Here is a 20,001-nt window from a genome sequence, read left to right as displayed (position 1 = left end):
GAGGGAGAGGGAGGGGCGCCCGCAAGGCGCACGCCCGCGACAGCTATCGGCGCGGGTGGACGGGACTTGAGCGGTCGCAGCACCTGCGACCCGGCTCGGCTATCCTGCCACGCCTGTTCCCATTGCTGGAAATCATCCGATGGCAAAAGCCCGCACCGCCTACGTCTGCAATGAATGCGGCGCCGAATTCAGCAAGTGGCAGGGGCAGTGCACCGAGTGCAACGCCTGGAACTCGTTGTCGGAGATCGTGCTGGAGAGCGCGGCGGCGGCCAAGGCGCCGGCCTCGCGGCGGGCCGGCTGGGCCGGGAAGATCGACCCGCCGAAGATCACCGCGCTGAAAGACGTGGAGCAGACCGAGCATCGCCGGGTCTCCACCGGCATCGGCGAGTTCGACCGCGTGCTGGGCGGCGGCCTGGTCGAAGGCGCGGTGGTGCTGGTGGGCGGCGACCCGGGCATCGGCAAGTCGACGCTACTGCTGCAGGCGGTGGCGAAGATGGCCGCTGAACTGCCAGTGCTGTACGTCACCGGCGAGGAGTCGCTGGCCCAGGTGGCTGGCCGTGCGCATCGCCTGGAGCTGCCGCTGGACGGCGTCAATGCGCTGGCCGAGACCGGCGTCGAGTCGATCCTGCAGCACGCGGCCAAGGCCGGCCCGCGGCTGATCGTGGCCGACTCGGTGCAGACCCTGTGGACCGAAACGCTGACCGCGGCGCCCGGCTCCGTAAGCCAGGTGCGCGAGAGCGCGGCACGGCTGGTGCGCTTTGCCAAGGAAACCGGCACTGCGGTGTTCCTGGTCGGCCACGTCACCAAGGAGGGCGGCATCGCCGGCCCGCGCGTGCTGGAGCACATGGTTGATGCGGTGCTGTACTTCGAAGGCGAGAGCGGCAGCCGCTTCCGCCTGTTGCGCGCCTTCAAGAACCGGTTTGGTGCGGTGAACGAACTGGGCGTGTTCGCGATGGGGGACAAGGGCCTGAAGGAAGTCTCCAATCCATCGGCCATCTTCCTGTCCGGCGGCAGCACCCATCAGCCGGGCAGCTGCGTGATGGTCACCCGCGAGGGCACGAGGCCCCTGCTGGTGGAGGTGCAGGCGCTGGTCGATGCATCGCCGCTGTCGAACCCGCGCCGTGTCGCGGTCGGCCTGGAGCAGAACCGCCTGGCGATGCTGCTGGCGGTGCTGCATCGGCACGGCGGCGTGCTGGTCGGCGACCAGGACGTGTTCGTCAACGTGGTCGGCGGCATCCGCGTGCAGGAGACCGCCGCCGACCTGCCGGTGCTGCTGGCGGTGCTGTCGTCGCTGCAGGATCGGCCGCTGGCGGAAAAGACGATTGCCTTTGGCGAGGTTGGCCTGTCCGGCGAGATCCGCCCGGTGCCCAATGGCGAGGACCGCCTGCGCGAGGCGGCCACCCATGGTTTCAAGCGCGCCATCGTGCCCAAGGCCAACGCGCCCAAGGGCGGCTCGGTGAAAGGCATGGAAGTGATCGCGGTGGAGCGGCTGTCCGAGGCTATCGACGCGGCATGATGCCAGCCCTGTAGAGCCGAGCCCACGCTCGGCTGCTTACTGTGGAGTCGAGCCATGCTCGACTGGTGGTCGAACAGCAGCCGAGCATGGGCTCGGCTCTACAAGTGTCCAATGCAGTAACGGTCAGCTTCACTGTGCTAGTTTTTCCCGCTCGACGAAGACGCCCTCTGGCGTCTTTCCGTGCCCAGGAGTAAACGATTACATGCAGGACACCGCGCTCACCACCCCCAACGCCGAGATCCGTCGCGCCGGGGTCGATCTCAATGGACTGATGACGGTGCTGGGCAAGCACCTGTATTCCACCCCGGTGGTGGCGCTGCGCGAACTGGTGCAGAACGCGCACGACTCGATCATCCGCCGCCGCATCGAACAGCCCGGCGTCGCAGTGCCGTCGCGCATCTCGGTGCAGGTCGATGCCGGTGCCGGCGTGCTGCGCATCTCCGATACCGGTGCCGGCCTGACCCGCCAGGAGATCCACGATTACCTGGCCACCGTCGGCGTCGGCTATACCCGTGGCCTGCGCCAGGGCGGCGAGGACGATGAGGGCCTGATCGGCATGTTCGGCCTCGGGTTCCTGTCGGCCTTCGTGCTGGCGCGCCGGGTCAGCGTGCGCACCACCTCGTACCAGACCCCGGACCTGGGCCATCTGTACGTGTCCAGCAATGCCGAGCAGTACACGGTAAGCGAAGTGCCGGCACGTGCGGTCGGCACCGAGGTGGAGCTGGAGCTGCATCCTGATTTCCTGCCGCTGGCCAACGAGGCGCGCCTGCACGAGGTGCTGGGCCGCTACTGCGCGCTGCTGTCCGAGCCGATCTTCATTGGCGCTGCGACCGAGGCGATCAATCCCGAGCCGCCACCGTGGCGCGATCAGGGGGATGTTGCCGTGCATCCGGTGCAGGCCCGCCGCCAGGCGCTGCAGTTCGCCGCGCGGTTCGAGCATGATTTCGAGCCGATCGTCACCGTGCCGTTGCGTGCCGATGGCAACAGCGATGCCACCGGCCTGCTGTGGGTGCAGGACGGCGCCACCTATGGCACCAGCGACAACCGCAACCTGTCGGTGTTCGTGCGCGGCATGCTGCTGGATGACGACGCGCGCGACCTGCTGCCGCCGTGGGCCGGTTTCATCGGCGGGGTGATCGAATCCTCGCGGTTGACGCCCACCGCCAGCCGCGAAGACCTGCAGCGCGATGACCAGTACCGCGCGGTGCAGCATGCACTGCTGGAGGCGCTGATCGACGGCCTGGCCGACGTCGCGAAACAGCAGCCGGAAGCCTGGCGGCGCGTGCTGACCCGCCACAACGAGGCCCTGCTGGGTGCGGCACTGTGCGATGAGCGCCTGTTCGAACTGCTGATGGAGCATGTGCGGGTGCCGACCTCGCAGGGCGACCTGCCGGCCAGCGCGTTGCCGGCGCGCGGTGCCGTGCATGTCATCCTCGACAACGGCGGTGGCTTTGAAGAGATGCTGTTCCGCGCGATGGGCGTACCGGTCGCGCATGGCCATCGCTACGCGGTGGTGCCGTTCCTGCGACGCTGGGCACAGGCCAAGGGCCTGCGCCTGGTCGAGCTGGGTACCGAGCAGGGCAACCGTGCGCTGTTCCGCAGTGATGACAGCCTCGACGAGGCGCAGCTGGCCTGGCTGCGCGAACAACTGGGTGACGGCGAACAGTTGCTGCCGGCACGCTTCAGCCCGGAGGCGCTGCCGGTGGTGGTGGTGCCCGACCGCGAGGCCGAGCTGAAGCAGCGCCTGGAAGACGACGAGAACGACAAGCGCGTATCGATGGCGGCGCTGCGCCTGGCGCGCCAGTTCACCGCGCGCATCGAATCACGCGCACCATCGCGGCTGTACCTCAACCTCGACAACCCGGCGGTGCAGGCGCTGTTGCGCGCCCAGCGCGAGGGCCATCCGCAGGCCGAGGCCGCAGCCCGCCTGCTGCGCTCGCTGAAAGTCATCGTCGCCGCGCAGGGCCGCCCGCTGGCACGCGCGAACGCTACGCCCGGCCCGGATCTCAACGGCGCGTTTACCGATATCGCCGGTGCCCTGCAGCAGATGCTGCGCTGAGCACCGCACCTTCTCATCCAGCCTTCGCTAGACAGGAGCAATTACCCCCATGGACATCTGGAACTGGGTCGAAAAGCTGCAGGGTGACCTGCGCCAGGCCGGCCAGGCGCAGAACGCGCACCTGCTGAACCGTCTCGCCGACGAGGTCAGTGAACTGCAGATCGACCGCGTCGATGCGCTGCTGCCCGAAGCGCGCGCATTGGGCAAGGCGTTGGACAACCCGTGGGTTGACGTCTATGTCGGCCACTGGGCGCTGCGCAACCGCGTCGGCAACCGCGTGGAAGGCGAAAGCGCACTCGGCGAAGCCGTAGCGCTGTTTGAACGCGCGCACCGCGAGGACACGCTGGAATGCCCGCAGTCGATCTGCGTGACCCAGGACCTGGCCGCCTGCTACGGCAACATCGATGGCCCGGGCTGGGTGCCCGAGCGCATCGAGGTCTGCGATGAAACACTGGGTCGCATCGACCCGAGCTGGGCCTGTTTCCAGTGCCTGAGCTGCGAGAAGGCCGATGCGCTGCTTGATGATGGCCGTGGCCAGGCGGCACTGGATTACCTGCAGGTGCAGGCCGATGCCGTGGAGGCCTGTGGCAAGGAAGTGTTCGACAGCTTCCCGGAGATGCAGATCAAGATCCTGCTGGGCATGGGCCGTGCCGATGAGGCACTGGCGCTGATCGAAAAGCGGGAGGCCGAAGTTGCTGCGTCCGGAGAGTACGAGCCGGCCAACTGCACGGTGCCGCGCCGCCTGTCCAAGGCCTGGGCGCTGGCCCAGCTGGGCCGCGACGAAGAGGCGCTGCAGCAGCTGGTGCCGTGGAGCGAACTGACCCCGAACTACTGGCGGCTGTGGGCAAACACCGCGGCAGCGCTCTGTCAGCGGGATCCGGCGCGCAACAGCTGGGACCTGGGCACGCGCTTCAACACGATCATCGAGCACTTCGCCCGGGTTGGTTCGCATCGCCTGCTGATCGAAGTGGCGGCGCTGAGCCTGGAGCTGGCGCTGCAGCGTGGCGCGCGCTGGGTCGCACTGCGGCAGCTGGAACTGGCCCGCACCCATCTGGCGCAGCTGCGCCAGGACCGTGGTGCCGCGGCCCTGGTGGCCGGCCTGGCCGCGCGCATCGAGGCATTGCCGGACGCCGCGCCGCTGCCGGTGCCGGCCGGCGAGCTGCTGGCATGGCTGGACGCGCAGGGCGAACAGAACCAGTCGCGCGATCCCGAGCGCGAAGCGCAGTGGTTGCTGCAGGCGCATGCCGAGCTGCCCGATGACGAGGCGCTGGCCGACATGGCCGCCTCGGCACTGAATGCCTGCGGCGCGCAGGCCGAGGCGCGGTCGCTGCTGTGGCGGTTCGTGCGCGGCCATGCGCAGCACGATGGCCCCGCGGCCTACACGCTGATGCGCTGGCTGGCCGAACAGGGCGATGACGACGGACTGCGCCAGCTGGCCGATCTCTATCGCGGCAGCGTGCCGGTGTTCGCGCACTGGTGCGAGGTGCAGCGTGCACGCCGCGTGTCCGACTGGCCGGCGCTGGAGCAGGCGGCCCGATCGCTTCTGGAGCTGTCTCCGGGCTCGCACGGCGCGCGCGGCACGCTGGCGCGTATGTACATGGAAACCGGCCGTTTCAGCGACGCCCAGGCCTGTTATGCACAGCTGGTGGAGCTGCTGGAGGAGCCCAATGCCGCGCATTGGGACCACATGAGCGCAGCCAGCGCGGCGCGCGACTGGGACGCCGTGCGCCGCTCGGCGGCGGCGCTTGGCATGGAATTGTCCAGCCAGCAGGGCGTAGTCGAAGAGCCGTGGGGCTGGGTGATCATCCGCAGCGAAGAAAACGGCGAGCCGATGGAGTACTACGCCCGTCGCAGCGGTCCGGTGACCGCGCGCATCGTCGAGAACGCGCCGTCCAACCGCGCCCAGCAGGTGGGCGACTGGGTGGTGTTCGATGCCGCGCTGGTGCATCCGGCACCCGAGGAGGAGGAAGCTCGCGAGCATTTCATCCCGACCTACTCGCAGGTGCATGTGCTGGAGCGCGGCGGCTTCGCCCGCAGCTGGATGATCGATGGCGCGCACCCGGGCGAAGAGGCCTGGAACGCCTTCGTCGAGGCGGCCGAAGCACAGGGCTGGAAGGTGTGGTCACACAGTCGACCGGACTACACCGTCACCGACCCCGATGTGGAGGAGGGGACGCTGCCGGGCCTGCTGTTCACGGTGGCCCAGCCGCAGGACCATGCACCGCTGGCACTGCACCGCTTCCTCCAGCAGCAGACCGCGACGTGGCCGCATCCGCATTGCTGGCTGCGGCTTGCCGAGGCCTGTGACCAGGACCGCCAGCCGCACCTGGACGTGATCGAGCGTTACGGGCTGTAAGTAGAGCCGAGCCTGCGCTCGGCTTATGCTGGAACGCAGCCGAGCATGGGCTCGGCTCTACAAGAGATCGCCATCACGACCAAAGGGATTGGACATGCGAAAGACAGGGATGTTGATGATTGCCGGCCTGCTGCTGGCGCCAGCAGCACAGGCCGCACCCGCCTGCCAGGAGCCTGCGGCTGTCGCCCGCGCTTTCTACGAGGCGACGACCGGCAACGGTGATCTGCTGGAGCCGCCGGCCGCGCTGGTCAGCGTGGCCTTCGGCAAGGCGCTGCGTGATGAGCGCGCCTGCCAACAGCGCGAGGAGGGCATCTGCACGATCGATTCCGATCCGTGGCTGGATGCGCAGGACGGCGACATCGAAACGCCGGTGCGCTACAGCTGGGAAGAGGCGTCGGCCACCGCCGGCCAGGTTGAGATGCGCTACTCGGTGTGGAAGAAGGCTTACCTGACCCGCCTGCCGATGGTGCGCCAGGGGCAGGGGTGCTGGCAGGTTGATGACATCCTCACCAACAGCGGTCGTTCGGTCCGGAAAATCCTGGCGCAGCCGATTCCCTGACCGGCGGCAGCGTCCGCGCATTGCGTGGCTGCCGGCCAGCGGCCGGCACTACCAGGGGGGGTGGGGGCGGCCGGTGGCCTGCAGTACCGGGGTGGGTGGGAACGGCCGGTGGCCTGCAGTACCTGGGTTGGTGCCGACCGTTGGTCGGCACACGGCCTATCGCGTATGCCCGAACACCAGCTCGATCACGAACTGGCTGCCGAAGAACGCCAGCAGCAGCAACAGCATCGCCGCCAGCGTCCAGTGCACCGCCTTCATGCCGCGCCAGCCGTAGCGGCGGCGGCCGATCAGCAGCACGCCGAACACGATCCACGACAGCACGCTCAGCACGGTCTTGTGCACCAGCTTCTGCGCCAGCAGGTCATCGACGAACAGTACGCCGGTGACCAGGGTCAGGGTCAGCAGCGCGAAGCCGACGGTGATCACCCGGAACAGCAGCGACTCCAGGTCGGCCAGCGGTGGCAGCGCGCGTAGCCATGGCCGGAACTCGCGGCGGCGCAGCGCGCGCTCCTGCAGCCACAGCATGATCGCCAGCAGCGCGGCGATGCTCAGCGTGGCGTAGGCCAGCAGCGCCAGCCATGCGTGGCTGGCCAGGCGCCAGCCCAGCACCTTGCTCGGCTCGTGGCCGTAGCCGTGATAGGCCAGAAGCAGTACCGCGGCCAGTGGGAACACCACCACGCCCAGCGCCGACATGCGGCCGCGCGCGCCCACCAGCGAGGTCAGCCAGGCCATGCCCAGGCCGACCAGCGACAGCGCGGCGAAGAAGTGCATGTCCGGCCCGCCGTTGGTGCGCATCGCCACCATCACGTGGTAACCGCCATGCAGCAGCATCGCTGGCAGGGCCGGCCACAGCCAGGTGGGGGAGCCGGTGCTTTCATCGCGGCCGAGCGCACGCACCAGCAGGGCACTGGCAGCCAGGTAGAGCAGGACGGCGATGAGAACGATTGTCATCGTTCCAGTTTCGCATACCCCTGTGATGCTGGCGACGGCCCGGTGGTCGCAGTCCGGGCGGACAGCCGGACCCGTTATACTGTCTGCCTTATTGTCCCCCGCTTTCAGACAGGTTGCGCCGCATGTTCGAGTCCCTGACCCAGCGCCTTTCCGGCACCATCGAGCGCCTGCGTGGCCGCGGCCGCCTGACCGAGGAGAACATCCGCGAGGCGACCCGCGAAGTACGCATCGCGCTGCTCGAAGCCGACGTCGCGCTGCCGGTGGTGCAGGCCCTGATCGAGCGCATCAAGGTGCGTGCGGTCGGCCAGGAAGTGCTGAAGTCGCTGACCCCGGGCCAGGCCCTGATCAAGGTCGTGCGCGACGAGCTGACCGCGGTGATGGGTGCCGAGGCCAGCGACCTGAACCTCAATGTGCCCGCTCCGGCGATCATCCTGATGGCGGGCCTGCAGGGCGCCGGCAAGACCACCACGGTGGGCAAGCTGGCCAAGCACCTGAAGGAAAAGCGCAAGAAGAAGGTGATGGTGGTGTCGGCCGACGTCTACCGCCCGGCCGCGATCGAGCAGCTCAAGACCCTGGCCGAGCAGGTCGGCGTGCTGTTCTTCCCGTCCAGCGCCGACCAGAAGCCGGAGGCCATCGTCCGCGCCGCCATCGACGACGCGCGCAAGTCGTTCGTCGACGTGCTGCTGGTCGATACCGCCGGCCGCCTGGCCATCGACGAAGCGATGATGGCCGAGATCAAGGCCCTGCACGCGGCGGTGAATCCGGCTGAAACGCTGTTCGTGGTCGACGCCATGACCGGCCAGGACGCGGCCAACACCGCCAAGGCCTTCGGCGATGCGCTGCCGCTGACCGGCGTGGTGCTGACCAAGACCGACGGCGACGCCCGCGGCGGCGCCGCGCTGAGCGTGCGCTACATCACCGGCAAGCCGATCAAGTTCGTCGGTGTGAGCGAGAAGCCGGAAGGCCTGGACGTGTTCCATCCCGACCGTATCGCCAGCCGCATCCTCGACATGGGCGACGTGCTGTCGCTGGTCGAGCAGGTCGAGCAGCAGGTCGACAAGGACAAGGCGGCCAAGCTGGCCGAGAAGGTCGCCAAGGGCAAGAAGTTCGACCTGAACGACATGCGCGACCAGCTGGAGCAGATGCAGAACATGGGTGGCATCGGTGGCCTGATGGACAAGCTGCCGGGCCTGGGCAACATCCCCGATCATCTGAAGCAGCAGGTCAGCCAGGGCAAGGAAGTGCCGCGCATGATCGCCATCATCAACTCGATGACCAAGAAGGAACGGCGCAACCCGAACCTGCTCAACGGCTCGCGTCGCGCGCGCATTGCCAAGGGCTCGGGCGTGACACCGGCCGACGTCAACAAGCTGATGAAGCAGTACATGCAGATGGAAAAGATGATGAGCAAGATGGCCGGCGGCGGCATGAAGGGCATGTTGCGCAGCATGAAGGGCATGATGGGCGCCATGGGTGGCCGCGGCATGCCGTTCCGTTGATGACGGCCCCGGTCGCAGTCCGATGTAGCGCCCGAGCCTGTGCTCGGGCGGCGGCGCGCAGGCGACGCAACAAGCCGCCGGGCAGGCTCGACTCTACCCCCGCCCTGCGCGCACCATGGGGGCCTGTCCGAAACGATGGGCCGTCATGCAGAGTTCCGCTGTATCTTCCCGCGTCGAGGCGTTCTGCCGGCGCTTTGACGTTTCCGTTCCGATCCTGCTGGCACCGATGGCCGGCGCCTGCCCGGTGCCGTTGTCGGCCGCGCTGGCCAACGCCGGCAGCATGGGCGCGATGGGCGCGGTGTTGTCCTCTTCGGCCGATATCGGTCGCTGGATGGACGAATTCCGCACCGCTTCGACCGGCCCGGCCCAGGTGAACCTGTGGGTGCCCGATCCCGCACCGACCCGTGATGTTGCCGCCGAAGCCGCCAGCCGCGCCTTCCTCGCGCAGTGGGGCCCGGACGTGCCCGCCAGTGCCGCCGACGCCACGCCCGCCGACTTCGAAGAACAGTTCGCCGCACTGCTGGCCGCGCGCCCGGCGGTCGCCTCGACCATCATGGGCGTGCTGTTGCCGCATCACGTGCAGCAGCTGAAGGACGCCGGCATCGCCTGGATCGCCTGTGCCACCACCTTGTCCGAAGCGCGCGCGGCACAGGACGCCGGTGCCGATGCGGTGGTGGCGCAGGGCGCGGAGGCCGGCGGCCATCGTGGCGCGTTCGATCCGGCGATGGCCGAGCGCCAGTTGGTCGGGTTGTTCGCACTGCTGCCGCGCCTGGCCGATCACCTGCAGATTCCGGTGATTGCCGCAGGCGGCATCGCCGACGGCCGTGGCATCGCTGCCGCACTCACGCTGGGGGCCAGCGCCGTGCAGATCGGCACCGCCTTCCTGCGCACGCCCGAAGCGGCGATCGCTTCGGCGTGGGCTGATGGGCTGGCCGACAGCGAACCGGAAGACACTTGGCCGACCCGTGCCTTCAGCGGTCGCCTGGGTCGTGGCCTGGCGACACCCTATGTGCGCGCCGCTGCCGCAGAAGGAGCCCCCGCGCCGCGTCCATACCCAGTGCAGCGTGGGCTGACCGCGCCGATGCGCAAGCAGGCCGCGCAGGAAAACCGCCTGGCGGCGATGCAGGCCTGGGCCGGGCAGTCGGCGTGGATGGCGCCGGCGCAGCCGGCCGCCGACGTGCTGCGCGGCATGTGGGAGCAGGCGCAGGCACTTTTGCCATGATGGTGAGCTGCAACGGCCGGGCGGCGCAGGTGGAGGATCTGCTGCCGGCGCTGGTGAACTACGGCCACTTCACTTCGCTGCAAGTGCGCGACAGCGCAGCGCAGGGCTTGGACCTGCATCTGGCGCGGCTGTCGCAGGCCACGCGCGAACTGTTCGGCAGCAAACTGGATACGGCGCAGGTGCAGGGCTGGATGGCGCAGGCGTTGCGGCAGGCCGGCCTGGCCGATGCCTCGCTGCGGGTGACGGTGTACTCGCGCCGCTTCGATTTCCGCAATCCGCTGGCGGCGGTGGCGGTGGACGTGCTGGTGGCGGTTTCAGCGCCGGTGACGCTGACCGCCTCCAAGCGTGTGCGCAGCGTGACCTGGCAGCGCGAGCTGCCGCAGCTCAAGCATGTGGGCACCTTCGGCCTGTTCGCCGAGCGCCGCGCGGCGATGGCCGAAGGATTCGACGACGTGCTGTTCGTGACCGGCGATGGCGAAGTGAGTGAAGGCAGTACCTGGAACCTGGCCGTGCACGATGGTGAACGGCTGCTCTGGCCGCAGGCGCCGGCCCTGCGCGGTACGGCTGAGGCGCTGCTGAAGCGGCACTGGCCCGATGCGCAGTTGACGCGGCCGTTGGCGCTGGCTGAACTAGGCAGTGTGAAGGCCGCTTTTGCCTGCAACGCCAGCGGCCTGTGGGCACTGGAGGCCATCGACGGACATGTCCTGCCCGGCTCGCAGGCGCTGGCTGAACAGGGCAGGGCGGTGCTGGCGGCGGTGGCCTGGCAGCCGCTCTCCTGAACGAGGCGCGCGGGCTGCCGGTCGCCAAGCATGGCCGCACGCTACCTTGAAGCGTTGCAGCTGGTAGCGCCGGGCCATGCCCGGCGGATGCCGCCGCAGCGAACAACGCACCGGGGTTCCAATCCGATATGAGTACGGTCACCGAGCAGCATCGCGCGGTAGCGATGCACGCAATCAAGATCATGGGCGGTGAGGGGCGGCCCAGGGTCCAGGCCTTTCACGATGATCATCGCCTGCGTTCGGTCGATATCCTCACGACGTTCAGCTCTCCGGAAGCAGGGCTGAAGTCGATCTCGTCCATCGGTCTGTCGGATTTTGTTTTATGTCATGCGGAGGGACACGAACTGAAAACGCGCGTCGAGCTCTGCGCGTGTGCAGAACAGGACGCACTGCATTGGGACAACATCGTCGCCTCGACGGCTTTCGCAATCATGCGTGATCGTGCGGCGGTGCAGCCTGGTAGCGTGATTCCCGACATCCTGCGGGACTACTTCCCATCGACACGGATGCCACACGTCTATCTGGTGCCGCCCTTTTTCTGGAATGACGCCAGGTTCCCGGGACTGCAGTTCCCGCCGGTGGCGATCAACTGGCTGCAGTGCATCACCATCCACGAATCCGAGCGGCAACTTGTCGAGCGGATTGGCGGCGATGCATTTGACGACCTGCTGCAGCGGCACGAGGTAGATGTGCTGGACATGCATCGGGCGCCTGTCGCTGGAGCACGTTGACGTTATCGCCATGGGGACGTCGGCGGGGTAAGTCAGAAGTTGATCACATTGCTGAACAAAAGCCGCCGGGCATGGCCCGGCGCTACCGCGAGGGCGCGGCGTCATATGGGGTTGGCTAGGCCGGGCTCTGCCGCTATAATCGCCCGCTTACCTCGCCATCCTGGCGACTGGGCAATAGGAAAAACACCATGGTCAAGATCCGACTGACCCGCGGCGGCGCCAAGAAGCGTCCGTTCTACCACATCATCGTCACCGACGTGCGCAGCGCGCGCGACGGCCGCAACATCGAGCGTGTTGGCTTCTACAACCCGGTCGCCCAGGGCGCCGAGAAGCGCATCGAGCTGGACCTGGCCCGCGTTGACCATTGGGTCAAGAACGGCGCCCAGCCGACCGACAAGGTCCGCAACCTGATCAAGGAAGCGACCAAGTCCCAGGCCGCTGCGGCCTGATCCTGACGGGCCACGCTTCGGCGTGGCCCTCTTGGTTGAAGCAGATGAAAGATATCGAGCGCCGCATCCTGCTGGGCAGGGTTGTCGGCGCTTTTGGTGTGCGCGGCGAGATCAAGCTCGAGTCCTGGACCGAGCCACGTTCCGCCATTTTCCGTTACCAGCCGTGGATCGTGCGCAGCCCGTCCGGCGTGGAAACCACGATTGAAGGTGTACGCGGCCGCGACAGCGGCAAGCACCTGGTCGCCCGTTTCCCGGGCGTCGAGGACCGCGACGTGGTCGAAGCGATGCGCGGCACCGAAATCTACGTGGCCCGCAGTGCATTGCCGCCACCAAAGCCCGACGAGTACTACTGGGTGGACCTGGAAGGCCTGGACGTGACGACCACCGAGGGCGTCGCCCTGGGCCAGGTCTCGCATCTGTTCAGCACCGGCGCCAATGATGTGGTGGTGGTCCGTGGTGACCGCGAGCGGATGATCCCGTTCGTGCTGCCGGACTTCGTCAAATCGGTCGATTTCGAGGCCAATCTGGTCGTGGTCGACTGGGATCCCGAGTTCTGAGCAGACGCATGCGTTTCGACGTCATCACCCTGTTCCCCGAGTTCCTCGCCCAGTCCGCTGGATTGGGCGTGGTCGGGCGCGCGCGGGAGAAGGGGCTGTTCAGCCTGCATGGCTGGAACCCCCGTGATTACGCCGAAGGCAACTATCGCCGGGTGGACGACCGTCCGTTCGGCGGTGGCCCGGGCATGGTGATGCTGATCGAGCCGCTGCAGGCCTGCCTGCAGGCGATCCGTGAGGCTGATCCGACCCCGGCTCCGGTGATCTACCTCAGCCCGCAGGGCGCGCGGTTGACCCAGGCCAAGGTGCGGGAGCTGGCGGCGCTGCCGCGCATGGTCCTGCTCTGTGGCCGCTACGAGGGCATCGACGAGCGTTTCCTGGAGGCCAATGTCGACGAGGAAATCTCCCTCGGCGACTACGTGCTGTCCGGGGGCGAGCTGGGCGCGGCGGTGATCATCGACGCCGTGGCCCGCCTGCAGGAGGGGGCCCTCAACGATGCGGAGTCGGCGGCGCAGGACAGCTTCGAGGGCGACCTCGGCCTGCTCGACTGCCCGCATTACAGCCAGCCGGCCCAGCACCCGCTGGGAGACGTGCCGGAGGTGCTGCGCTCGGGCAACCACGCAGCCATCGCCGCCTGGCGCCGCCAGCAGTCGCTGCTCCGGACTGCCCAGCGACGCCCGGACCTGCTGGATGAACAGGCGCTGGGCAAGGCCGACCGCAAACTGCTGGACCAGGCCCGCCAGGCCCGGAAACCCAAGGCCAGCCCCTAGCGCAGGGCTGGCTTTATCGGCTATCATGGCCAATTCCCGCCAGCCCCGGTTGGCGCGCGCAGTACCCAAAACAAACGTGCAGCACAGTCCGGTGACTGCATGAGCCCACGTTGTCGATACGACACGCCCACCCGAACAAGAATCGGTGTAACCCATGAGCAAGCTGAACAAGTCCATCGTCGCGGAATTCGAATCCGCCCAGATCACCCGTGAACTGCCGAAGTTCAGCCAGGGCGACACCGTTGTCGTCAACGTGAAGGTGAAGGAAGGCAGCCGCGAGCGCGTGCAGGCCTACGAAGGCGTCGTCATCGCCACCAAGAACGCCGGCCTGAACTCCTCGTTCACCGTGCGCAAGATCTCGCACGGCTACGGCGTCGAGCGCGTTTTCCAGACCCACAGCGCCATCATCGACTCGGTCGAAGTGAAGCGTCGTGGTAAGGTCCGCGCCGGCAAGCTGTACTACCTGCGTGGCCTGGAAGGCAAGGCTGCCCGCATCAAGGAAGACCTGGCTGCCGCTGCTGCCGCCAAGGCTGCCCGTCTGGCCGAAAAGGCCTGATAAACAACTTCGGTTGTTGCCGCGACGGCCACCTTCGGGTGGCCGTTTGCGTTTCCGGCATTGCATCGGCCACGATCGGGTGATGAATGACGTCAATCCGCACTATCCCGTCGTGATCCAATCGGCGCTGCGCTTTGATGACAAGGGGCTGGCACGCGCGCAGTCGGCGCCGCTGTTGCATCGGCTGCTGTGGCGCGCAGGCATCGCACTGCCGCCGCCGATCCTGGCTGGTTTCGGTACCAATGCGCTGGTGCAGGGCCTGCTGTTCGGGCTGTTCTGGACCGCGCTGATGTGGCTGATGCTCTGGCAGGGCAGCGAGCGCCCGCTGGTGCTGTTGCTGGAGGCAGGCCTGTCGGCCGGAGCGCTGTTCGGCCTTGTGATGGCGGCGCTGATGCGCTCGCTGCGCCGCCACCGCCAGCTGCCGGAGTGGCGCCGGTTCCGCGCGCGGCAGGCGGACTGAGCCGATGGCGCACTGCGCCGTGACGCCCGGCACAGGCCGCGCTAGGCTGCAGCGTCATTCCGATGGTCGTACCGTGCGATGCCTGCCAAGCGAACCGCACCCACCGCTGTGCCCACGCTGCTCACCGGTGGCAACCCGCAGATCGCCAAGGGCGAGGGCGATGCTCCGGTGCAGGCGTACATCGCCGCAATGCCGGATTGGAAACGTCCGATCGGCGCACGGCTGGATGCCCTGATCGAACGGGCCGTACCCGGGGTGCACAAGGCGGTGAAGTGGAACTCGCCGATGTATGCGGTGGCTGCGGGCGCAGGCTGGTTTCTCAGCTTCCATTGCTTCACGCGCTACATCAAGGTGGCCTTTTTCCGCGGCGCTGCCTTGACGCCGGTGCCACCGGAGCCCTCCAGGAGCGCCGACACGCGCTACCTGAACATCCACGAATCCGGCCTGTTGGATGAAGCGCAGTTCCTGGACTGGGTGCGCCAGGCCGCTGCGCTGCCCGGCGAGCGCATGTAAGCCCGGCATTCCGTTTCCCTTCCCGACGAGAGTTCCTGATGGCCACGCATGCTCCCAACCCTGACGATGCCGGAACCCCGGCGGCCGAACTGATCGATGCACGCATCGCCGCGCTGGGGGACTGGCGCGGCGAAACGCTGGCACGCGTGCGTGCATTGATCCATGAAGCGCTGCCGGACGTGCAGGAAGCCTGGAAGTGGCGCGGTACACCGGTGTGGGAGCACAACGGCATCCTGTGCACCGGCGAAACCTACAAGCAGGCGGTGAAGCTGACTTTCGCCAACGGGGCGGCGCTGGCCGATCCGAAAGGCCTGTTCAACGCCAGCCTGGAGGGCAACACGCGGCGCGCGATCGACATCCATGAAGGTGCGATGCCAGATTCCGCGGCGTTGAAGGCACTGCTGCGCGCGGCGGCGGCGTTCAATGCGGCGAAGAAGAAGAAGCGCTGACCGTCTTCTATAGAGCCGAGCCCATGCTCGGCTGACAGGCCTGTGCGGACCAACGGTCCGCACCCACCTCACCGTGGCGGGGCTGACTCCAGCGCGGCATCCGGGTCGGCCACCGGCGACGGCGGACAGGCCGGAATCTCCGACGGCGTGGCCAGTTCCTCAGCGTGCGAAGGCTTGCCGATCATCTTCGCCTTGCGCCAGCCGCCCCAGCGGTAATACGCCAGCGACAGCAGCATAGACACGAACGAGCTGACCGGGAAGCTCCACCAGATCGCGTCGGCGCCCCAGTACGGTTGCAGCAGTTCGGCAAACGGCACGCGCACGCCCCACAGCGAGCCGGCCAGGATCAGCAGCGGCGGAATCACCGCGCCGGTGGAGCGCACTACGCCGGAGATCACGAAGCTGACGCCGAAGAACAGGAACGAGCCGATCACTACGTGGTTGAGGTGGCGCGCGATGTCCAGTGCCTGGCTGGCCGGTGGCAGGAACAGCGCCAGCAGCTGGCGATCGAACACCACCAGCGGCAGGATCAGCGCGCCGGTCAGCAGGAAATTGAACAGCACGCCCTGGCGTGCGGTGCCGCGTACGCGGTCCCAGCGCTGCGCACCGACGTTCTGCGCCGCCATCGAAGAGCACGCCGCGCCGATCGCCATCGCCGGCATCTGCAGGTAGTTCCACAGCTGCAGGGACGCGCCGTAGCCCGCGGCGGTGTCGGTGCCGTACTGGTTGACCATGGTCATCAGCAGGATCACCGACAGCGAGATCAGCACCATCTGCAGGCCCATCGGTACGCCCTTGATCACCAGCGCCTTGAGGATGGTCAGGTCGAGCCTGAACAGGCGCATGTCGGCGCGGCCCAGCCACAGGGTGTGGCGCTTGTGCCGCATGTACAACAGCAGGCCGGCCAGCGACAGCGTCTGCGCGATCAGCGTGGCCCACGCCGAGCCGGCGATGCCGAGCGCGGGGAGCGGCCCCATGCCGAAGATCAGCACCGGGTTCAGCACGATGTCCAAGGCCACCGACACCAACAGGAAACGGAACGGCGTACGCGAATCACCGGCGCCGCGCAGCGCCGCGGTAAGGAAGGCGAACGCGTACAGCGTCGGCATCGCCAGGAAGATGATCTGCAGGTAGGCCTCGGCCAACGGCAGCGAGGCGGCCGGCGTGCCCATCGCCGCCAGCAGCGGGTGGGCCATGAACCAGCCGGCGATGGCGATGATCACCGACAGGCCGATGAAGAAGGTGGCACTGGTGCCGACCACGCGCCGCGCCTGCGCGATGTCGCGCGCGCCGATCGCCTGTCCGATCAGGATGGTCGAGGCCATGCCGAAGCCGAACACCGAGCCGATCAGGAAAAACATGATGTTGTTGGCGTTCGCGGTGGCGGTCAACGCCGCCTCGCCGAGGAATCGCCCGACCCAGACCGCGTTCACCGACCCGTTCAGCGACTGCGCGATGTTGCCGGCCAGGATCGGCAGCGAAAACAACAGGAGATTGCGCCCGATCGGGCCGGAGGTCAGGTCAAGCGGCGCTTTGGCCATGGAGTGGTGATCGAATCCCGGGAGGCGCACACTAGCACCAAGCCGGTTTGCGGGATGTGGCAATGCATCAACGACTGCAGGTGAAGCGGAGCGTGGCGCTGGCCTTGATCGGCGCCGCCCTGGCCGCATGTTCGACGGGTGACCGGCTGGGCGATACCCAGGTGCGGCCGACCGACCGCCCCGAGTGCCTGGTCGGCAGCCAGCGCCAGGATCTGTCTGCTGGCGTACCCACGTTGATCGGCGGCAGCGGCTGCCGCACCGACCCCGACAACCCGCGTCCCCTGAACAAGCGAACGGAGTAGTCCCTGCCGATGACCGAGCTTTCCCCGCTGTCGCCCAGTGTCCGCCTGGACATCTGGCTGTGGGCGGCCCGTTTCTTCAAGACCCGCAGCCTGGCCAAGCAGGCGATCGAAACCGGCAAGGTCAGCGTGGCCGGGCAGCGCCCGAAATCCTCACGCGCGGTGCGCGTCGGCGAGCACTTGCAGGTCAACCGTGGTGAGGAGCATTTCGAGATCCAGGTGCTGGGCCTGAGCGACCAGCGCGGGCCGGCGCCGGCGGCGCAGCAGCTGTATGCCGAGAGCGAGGCCTCCAAGGCGCGCCGTGCCGAACAGCGTGCGCTGCGCATCGCCGCACGCGATGGTTTCCAGCCGCCGGAGCACAAGCCGGACAAGCGCGCACGCCGGTTGATCCGCGCGCTGGGTGATATCGACGCGTTGTAGGCGTGCGCCGGGTCATTGCCCGGCGCACACAAGCCTCAGCGTTTGCCGCCCAGCAGGCTGCCGCCGATCTTCAGCAGGTCGCCGACACCGAGCTGGCCGTCACCGTCCTGGTCCAGCACGCTGCCGAGCAGGCCGCCGGCGATGCCACCCTGCTGCTGCACCTGCTGTTTTTCCTGGCCGAGCGCCTGGCTGAGCGCGCCTGCATCGGCTTGTCCGCCGCCGAGGCGCTGGGCGAGGAAGGCCATCACGATCGGTGCCAGGATCTGCAGCAGCTGGCTGGTGCGGCCGCTGTCGAGCTGGGTGGCCTGGGCCAGGCCGGTTTCCACCTTCTGCTGGCTGCCGCCGAAGATGTGGCCGAGGATGCGGGCGCCGTCGCTGGCGGCACCACCGCCACCGCCGCCCAGCACTGAACCGAGCACACTGCCCAGGTCCAGCCCACTGTGGTTGTTCTGCAGTGCGCCGAGCAGCGCCTGCGCGCCCTGCGGCTGCGAGGCGTTGTTGCCCAGCGCGCCCATCAGCACCGGCAGTGCGGCACTGATCGCACCGGAGGCCTGGGTGTCGCTGATGCCGAGCTGCTGCGACACCTGCTGCAGCGGGGCGCCCTGCAGTTTGGCGAGAAGTTCATCGGTCAGGCTCATCTGCGGAATCCTTGATTGGGGTTGGGCGTGCAGAAGGTACGACGCGGACCGTTAAAACGGCGACGCCGCCCCACACGGAGGCGGCGTGCCGTACACGGGGCAGGGCGATCAGAGCTCGATGTCTTCGGCGCCCGGGGTGGCAGTGGGGAAGTCCGCTTCCGGCTGCGCCGGCTTGAACGGATCCGACGGCTGGCTGGCCAGCGCCTTCAGCGCCGCAGCGACGCCGGCACCGTAGGCCGGGTCGGCCTTGCTGCAGTTGTCGATGTGGCGCTGCTTGATGAAGTCCGGCGCATCGCCCAGGGCGCGGGCGGTGTTGGCGAACAGGCGGTCCTTCTGTGCCTGGTTGTAGCTGCGGAACAGCGCACCGGGCTGGCTGAAGTAGTCGGCGTCGTCCTCACGGAAGTTCCAGAAGTCGGCGTCGCCCCGGATCTTCATCGGCGGTTCGCGATACTGCGGCTGCTCCTGCCACTGGCCGTAGCTGTTGGGCTCGTAGTGCGGCAGGCCGCCGTAGTTGCCGTCCACGCGCATCGCACCGTCGCGGTGGTTGCTGTGCACCGGACAGCGCGCGGCGTTCACCGGAATCTGGTGGTGGTTCACGCCCAGCCGGTAGCGCTGCGCATCGGAATAGGCGAACAGGCGTGCCTGCAGCATCTTGTCCGGCGACGGGCCGATGCCCGGCACCAGGTTGCTCGGCGCGAACGCCGACTGCTCCACGTCCTGGTACCAGTTGACCGGGTTGCGGTTCAGTTCGAACTGGCCCACTTCGATCAGCGGGTAATCGCTCTTCGGCCACACCTTGGTCAGGTCGAACGGATGGATGCGGTAGGTTTCCGCTTCCAGCTCCGGCATGACCTGGATGAACAGCTTCCACTTCGGGAAGTCGCCCTTCTCGATCGCGGCGAACAGGTCGCGGCCGTGGCTTTCGCGGTCATGGCCGACCAGGATCTGCGCCTGTGCGTCGGTCAGCGATTCGATGCCCTGCTGGCTGACGAAGTGGAACTTGACCCAGAAGCGTTCGCTGTCGGCGTTGGTGAAGCTGTAGGTATGCGAGCCGAAACCGTGCATGTGGCGGAAGCTGCGCGGGATGCCGCGGTCGCTCATCACCACGGTCACCTGCAGCAAGGCCTCGGGCAGCAGCGTCCAGAAATCCCAGTTGTTGCGCGCGCTGCGCAGGTTGGTATGCGGGTCGCGCTTGACGGCCTTGTTGAGGTCGGCGAACTTGCGCGGGTCGCGCAGGAAGAACACCGGCGTGTTGTTGCCGACCAGGTCCCAGTTGCCTTCTTCGGTGTAGAACTTCAGTGCGAAGCCGCGGATGTCACGCTCGGCGTCGGCGGCACCACGCTCGCCGGCCACCGTGGTGAAGCGCGCGAACATCTCGGTCTGCTTGCCCACCTTCTCGAACAGCTTGGCGCGCGTGTACCGGGTGATGTCGTGGGTGACGGTGAAGGTACCGAACGCGCCCGAGCCCTTGGCGTGCATGCGGCGCTCGGGAATGATCTCGCGGTTGAGGTTGGCCAGCTTTTCCAGCAGCCACACGTCTTCCATCAGCAGCGGGCCGCGCGGGCCAGCGGTCCTGCTGTTCTGGTTGTCCACCACCGGTGCGCCGAAGGACGTGGTCATCGGCGTGACCGGATCGTCGCCGTGCTTCTGCTTCGGCGTGGTGCTCAGTTCACGCTGCTG

21 protein-coding genes are annotated in these 20,001 nt (G+C 67.7%); 17 read left to right on the top strand and 4 right to left on the bottom strand.

The genetic code is table 11. The features are described from left to right. The first annotated feature begins 139 nt into the window (after positions 1-139). The 4 genes from radA (at position 140) to R5H29_RS10095 (ending at position 6,490) form a co-directional block, all read left to right on the top strand. Entirely contained in the window at positions 140-1,516 is a 1,377-nt protein-coding gene (gene radA / locus R5H29_RS10110) for a DNA repair protein RadA (RefSeq protein WP_019659272.1), read from the top strand. A gap of 202 nt (positions 1,517-1,718) precedes the next feature. Beyond that, positions 1,719-3,575, top strand: a complete 1,857-nt coding sequence (locus R5H29_RS10105; protein ID WP_019659271.1) for an ATP-binding protein — start codon at positions 1,719-1,721, stop codon at positions 3,573-3,575. Between the two features lie 49 nt (positions 3,576-3,624). Then, positions 3,625-5,931, top strand: coding sequence for a tetratricopeptide repeat protein (locus R5H29_RS10100; RefSeq protein ID WP_019659270.1), 2,307 nt, complete (start codon positions 3,625-3,627; stop codon positions 5,929-5,931). A gap of 94 nt (positions 5,932-6,025) precedes the next feature. Then, positions 6,026-6,490: a hypothetical protein gene (locus R5H29_RS10095; protein ID WP_019659269.1), complete on the top strand. Its 465-nt coding sequence runs from the start codon at positions 6,026-6,028 to the stop codon at positions 6,488-6,490. 156 nt (positions 6,491-6,646) lie between these two features. Here R5H29_RS10095 and R5H29_RS10090 read toward each other — a convergent pair whose 3' ends face one another. Next, complete coding sequence (locus tag R5H29_RS10090; protein ID WP_049446996.1) at positions 6,647-7,441, bottom strand: inner membrane protein YpjD; 795 nt, start codon at positions 7,439-7,441, stop codon at positions 6,647-6,649. A gap of 122 nt (positions 7,442-7,563) precedes the next feature. Here R5H29_RS10090 and ffh point away from each other — a divergent pair, with 122 nt between their 5' ends. The 11 genes from ffh to R5H29_RS10035 all read left to right on the top strand — a co-directional run bounded on the left by ffh (position 7,564) and on the right by R5H29_RS10035 (position 15,423). Continuing rightward, complete coding sequence (gene ffh, locus R5H29_RS10085) at positions 7,564-8,940, top strand: signal recognition particle protein (RefSeq protein WP_010483267.1); 1,377 nt, start codon at positions 7,564-7,566, stop codon at positions 8,938-8,940. A 145-nt stretch (positions 8,941-9,085) separates the two neighbouring features. Next, a complete protein-coding gene (locus R5H29_RS10080) occupies positions 9,086-10,162 on the top strand; it encodes a nitronate monooxygenase (protein ID WP_332329130.1) in 1,077 nt (358 codons plus the stop codon). Beyond that, positions 10,159-10,941, top strand: a complete 783-nt coding sequence (locus tag R5H29_RS10075) for an aminotransferase class IV family protein (RefSeq protein WP_332329129.1) — start codon at positions 10,159-10,161, stop codon at positions 10,939-10,941. Before R5H29_RS10080 ends, R5H29_RS10075 begins: the two co-directional genes overlap by 4 nt. A gap of 128 nt (positions 10,942-11,069) precedes the next feature. Beyond that, positions 11,070-11,672: a suppressor of fused domain protein gene (locus R5H29_RS10070; RefSeq protein ID WP_332329128.1), complete on the top strand. Its 603-nt coding sequence runs from the start codon at positions 11,070-11,072 to the stop codon at positions 11,670-11,672. Between the two features lie 188 nt (positions 11,673-11,860). Continuing rightward, positions 11,861-12,121: a 30S ribosomal protein S16 gene (gene rpsP, locus R5H29_RS10065; protein ID WP_005415733.1), complete on the top strand. Its 261-nt coding sequence runs from the start codon at positions 11,861-11,863 to the stop codon at positions 12,119-12,121. A 44-nt stretch (positions 12,122-12,165) separates the two neighbouring features. Continuing rightward, entirely contained in the window at positions 12,166-12,678 is a 513-nt protein-coding gene (gene rimM, locus R5H29_RS10060; protein WP_019659264.1) for a ribosome maturation factor RimM, read from the top strand. Positions 12,679-12,686: 8 nt separating this feature from the next. Continuing rightward, positions 12,687-13,445, top strand: coding sequence for a tRNA (guanosine(37)-N1)-methyltransferase TrmD (trmD, locus tag R5H29_RS10055; protein WP_134730321.1), 759 nt, complete (start codon positions 12,687-12,689; stop codon positions 13,443-13,445). Between the two features lie 154 nt (positions 13,446-13,599). Beyond that, the gene (gene rplS / locus R5H29_RS10050; protein WP_005408597.1) at positions 13,600-14,001 is read left to right on the top strand and encodes a 50S ribosomal protein L19; all 402 of its coding nucleotides are present in this window, start codon (positions 13,600-13,602) and stop codon (positions 13,999-14,001) included. 82 nt (positions 14,002-14,083) lie between these two features. Further along, positions 14,084-14,461: a DUF6404 family protein gene (locus R5H29_RS10045; protein ID WP_332329127.1), complete on the top strand. Its 378-nt coding sequence runs from the start codon at positions 14,084-14,086 to the stop codon at positions 14,459-14,461. A gap of 78 nt (positions 14,462-14,539) precedes the next feature. Next, on the top strand, positions 14,540-14,974 hold the full coding sequence (locus R5H29_RS10040) for a DUF1801 domain-containing protein (protein ID WP_155029158.1): 435 nt from the start codon (positions 14,540-14,542) through the stop codon (positions 14,972-14,974). A gap of 38 nt (positions 14,975-15,012) precedes the next feature. Further along, positions 15,013-15,423: a DUF1801 domain-containing protein gene (locus R5H29_RS10035; protein ID WP_019659260.1), complete on the top strand. Its 411-nt coding sequence runs from the start codon at positions 15,013-15,015 to the stop codon at positions 15,421-15,423. A gap of 68 nt (positions 15,424-15,491) precedes the next feature. Here R5H29_RS10035 and R5H29_RS10030 read toward each other — a convergent pair whose 3' ends face one another. Next, entirely contained in the window at positions 15,492-16,964 is a 1,473-nt protein-coding gene (locus R5H29_RS10030) for an MATE family efflux transporter (RefSeq protein WP_021202475.1), read from the bottom strand. Positions 16,965-17,026: 62 nt separating this feature from the next. On the opposite strand from R5H29_RS10030, the gene R5H29_RS10025 reads away from it, so the two are divergent. After that, positions 17,027-17,266, top strand: a complete 240-nt coding sequence (locus tag R5H29_RS10025) for a hypothetical protein (protein WP_021202476.1) — start codon at positions 17,027-17,029, stop codon at positions 17,264-17,266. Between the two features lie 9 nt (positions 17,267-17,275). Further along, positions 17,276-17,683 (top strand): RNA-binding S4 domain-containing protein, encoded by a 408-nt coding sequence (locus R5H29_RS10020; RefSeq protein ID WP_021202477.1) that lies wholly within the window; start codon positions 17,276-17,278, stop codon positions 17,681-17,683. Between the two features lie 35 nt (positions 17,684-17,718). Here R5H29_RS10020 and R5H29_RS10015 read toward each other — a convergent pair whose 3' ends face one another. After that, a complete protein-coding gene (locus tag R5H29_RS10015; RefSeq protein WP_332329126.1) occupies positions 17,719-18,321 on the bottom strand; it encodes a DUF937 domain-containing protein in 603 nt (200 codons plus the stop codon). A 108-nt stretch (positions 18,322-18,429) separates the two neighbouring features. Next, positions 18,430-19,989 carry a catalase gene (locus R5H29_RS10010; RefSeq protein ID WP_407073529.1) on the bottom strand — a complete coding sequence of 520 codons (1,560 nt, stop codon included), beginning with the start codon at positions 19,987-19,989 and terminating at the stop codon, positions 18,430-18,432. Positions 19,990-20,001: the final 12 nt, after the last annotated feature.

The organism is Stenotrophomonas sp. A3_2 (genome assembly GCF_036624925.1).
GTDB lineage: Bacteria > Pseudomonadota > Gammaproteobacteria > Xanthomonadales > Xanthomonadaceae > Stenotrophomonas > Stenotrophomonas hibiscicola.
The sequence above is the reverse complement of the archived record's forward strand: the minus strand, read 5'-3'. Positions and strand labels throughout refer to the sequence as shown.

Bases quoted from the DNA above. Each gene is read 5' to 3' on its own strand.
- R5H29_RS10100 (WP_019659270.1), top strand. From the start codon at position 3,625: ATGGACATCTGGAACTGGGTCGAAAAGCTGCAGGGTGACCTGCGCCAG.
- R5H29_RS10090 (WP_049446996.1), bottom strand. From the start codon at position 7,441: ATGACAATCGTTCTCATCGCCGTCCTGCTCTACCTGGCTGCCAGTGCC.
- trmD (WP_134730321.1), top strand. From the start codon at position 12,687: ATGCGTTTCGACGTCATCACCCTGTTCCCCGAGTTCCTCGCCCAGTCC.
- rpsP (WP_005415733.1), top strand. From the start codon at position 11,861: ATGGTCAAGATCCGACTGACCCGCGGCGGCGCCAAGAAGCGTCCGTTC.
- R5H29_RS10030 (WP_021202475.1), bottom strand. From the start codon at position 16,964: ATGGCCAAAGCGCCGCTTGACCTGACCTCCGGCCCGATCGGGCGCAAT.
- R5H29_RS10020 (WP_021202477.1), top strand. From the start codon at position 17,276: ATGACCGAGCTTTCCCCGCTGTCGCCCAGTGTCCGCCTGGACATCTGG.
- ffh (WP_010483267.1), top strand. From the start codon at position 7,564: ATGTTCGAGTCCCTGACCCAGCGCCTTTCCGGCACCATCGAGCGCCTG.
- R5H29_RS10075 (WP_332329129.1), top strand. From the start codon at position 10,159: ATGATGGTGAGCTGCAACGGCCGGGCGGCGCAGGTGGAGGATCTGCTG.
- R5H29_RS10070 (WP_332329128.1), top strand. From the start codon at position 11,070: ATGAGTACGGTCACCGAGCAGCATCGCGCGGTAGCGATGCACGCAATC.
- R5H29_RS10045 (WP_332329127.1), top strand. From the start codon at position 14,084: ATGAATGACGTCAATCCGCACTATCCCGTCGTGATCCAATCGGCGCTG.
- R5H29_RS10105 (WP_019659271.1), top strand. From the start codon at position 1,719: ATGCAGGACACCGCGCTCACCACCCCCAACGCCGAGATCCGTCGCGCC.
- R5H29_RS10015 (WP_332329126.1), bottom strand. From the start codon at position 18,321: ATGAGCCTGACCGATGAACTTCTCGCCAAACTGCAGGGCGCCCCGCTG.
- R5H29_RS10095 (WP_019659269.1), top strand. From the start codon at position 6,026: ATGCGAAAGACAGGGATGTTGATGATTGCCGGCCTGCTGCTGGCGCCA.
- R5H29_RS10035 (WP_019659260.1), top strand. From the start codon at position 15,013: ATGGCCACGCATGCTCCCAACCCTGACGATGCCGGAACCCCGGCGGCC.
- radA (WP_019659272.1), top strand. From the start codon at position 140: ATGGCAAAAGCCCGCACCGCCTACGTCTGCAATGAATGCGGCGCCGAA.
- R5H29_RS10080 (WP_332329130.1), top strand. From the start codon at position 9,086: ATGCAGAGTTCCGCTGTATCTTCCCGCGTCGAGGCGTTCTGCCGGCGC.
- R5H29_RS10025 (WP_021202476.1), top strand. From the start codon at position 17,027: ATGCATCAACGACTGCAGGTGAAGCGGAGCGTGGCGCTGGCCTTGATC.
- R5H29_RS10040 (WP_155029158.1), top strand. From the start codon at position 14,540: ATGCCTGCCAAGCGAACCGCACCCACCGCTGTGCCCACGCTGCTCACC.
- rplS (WP_005408597.1), top strand. From the start codon at position 13,600: ATGAGCAAGCTGAACAAGTCCATCGTCGCGGAATTCGAATCCGCCCAG.
- rimM (WP_019659264.1), top strand. From the start codon at position 12,166: ATGAAAGATATCGAGCGCCGCATCCTGCTGGGCAGGGTTGTCGGCGCT.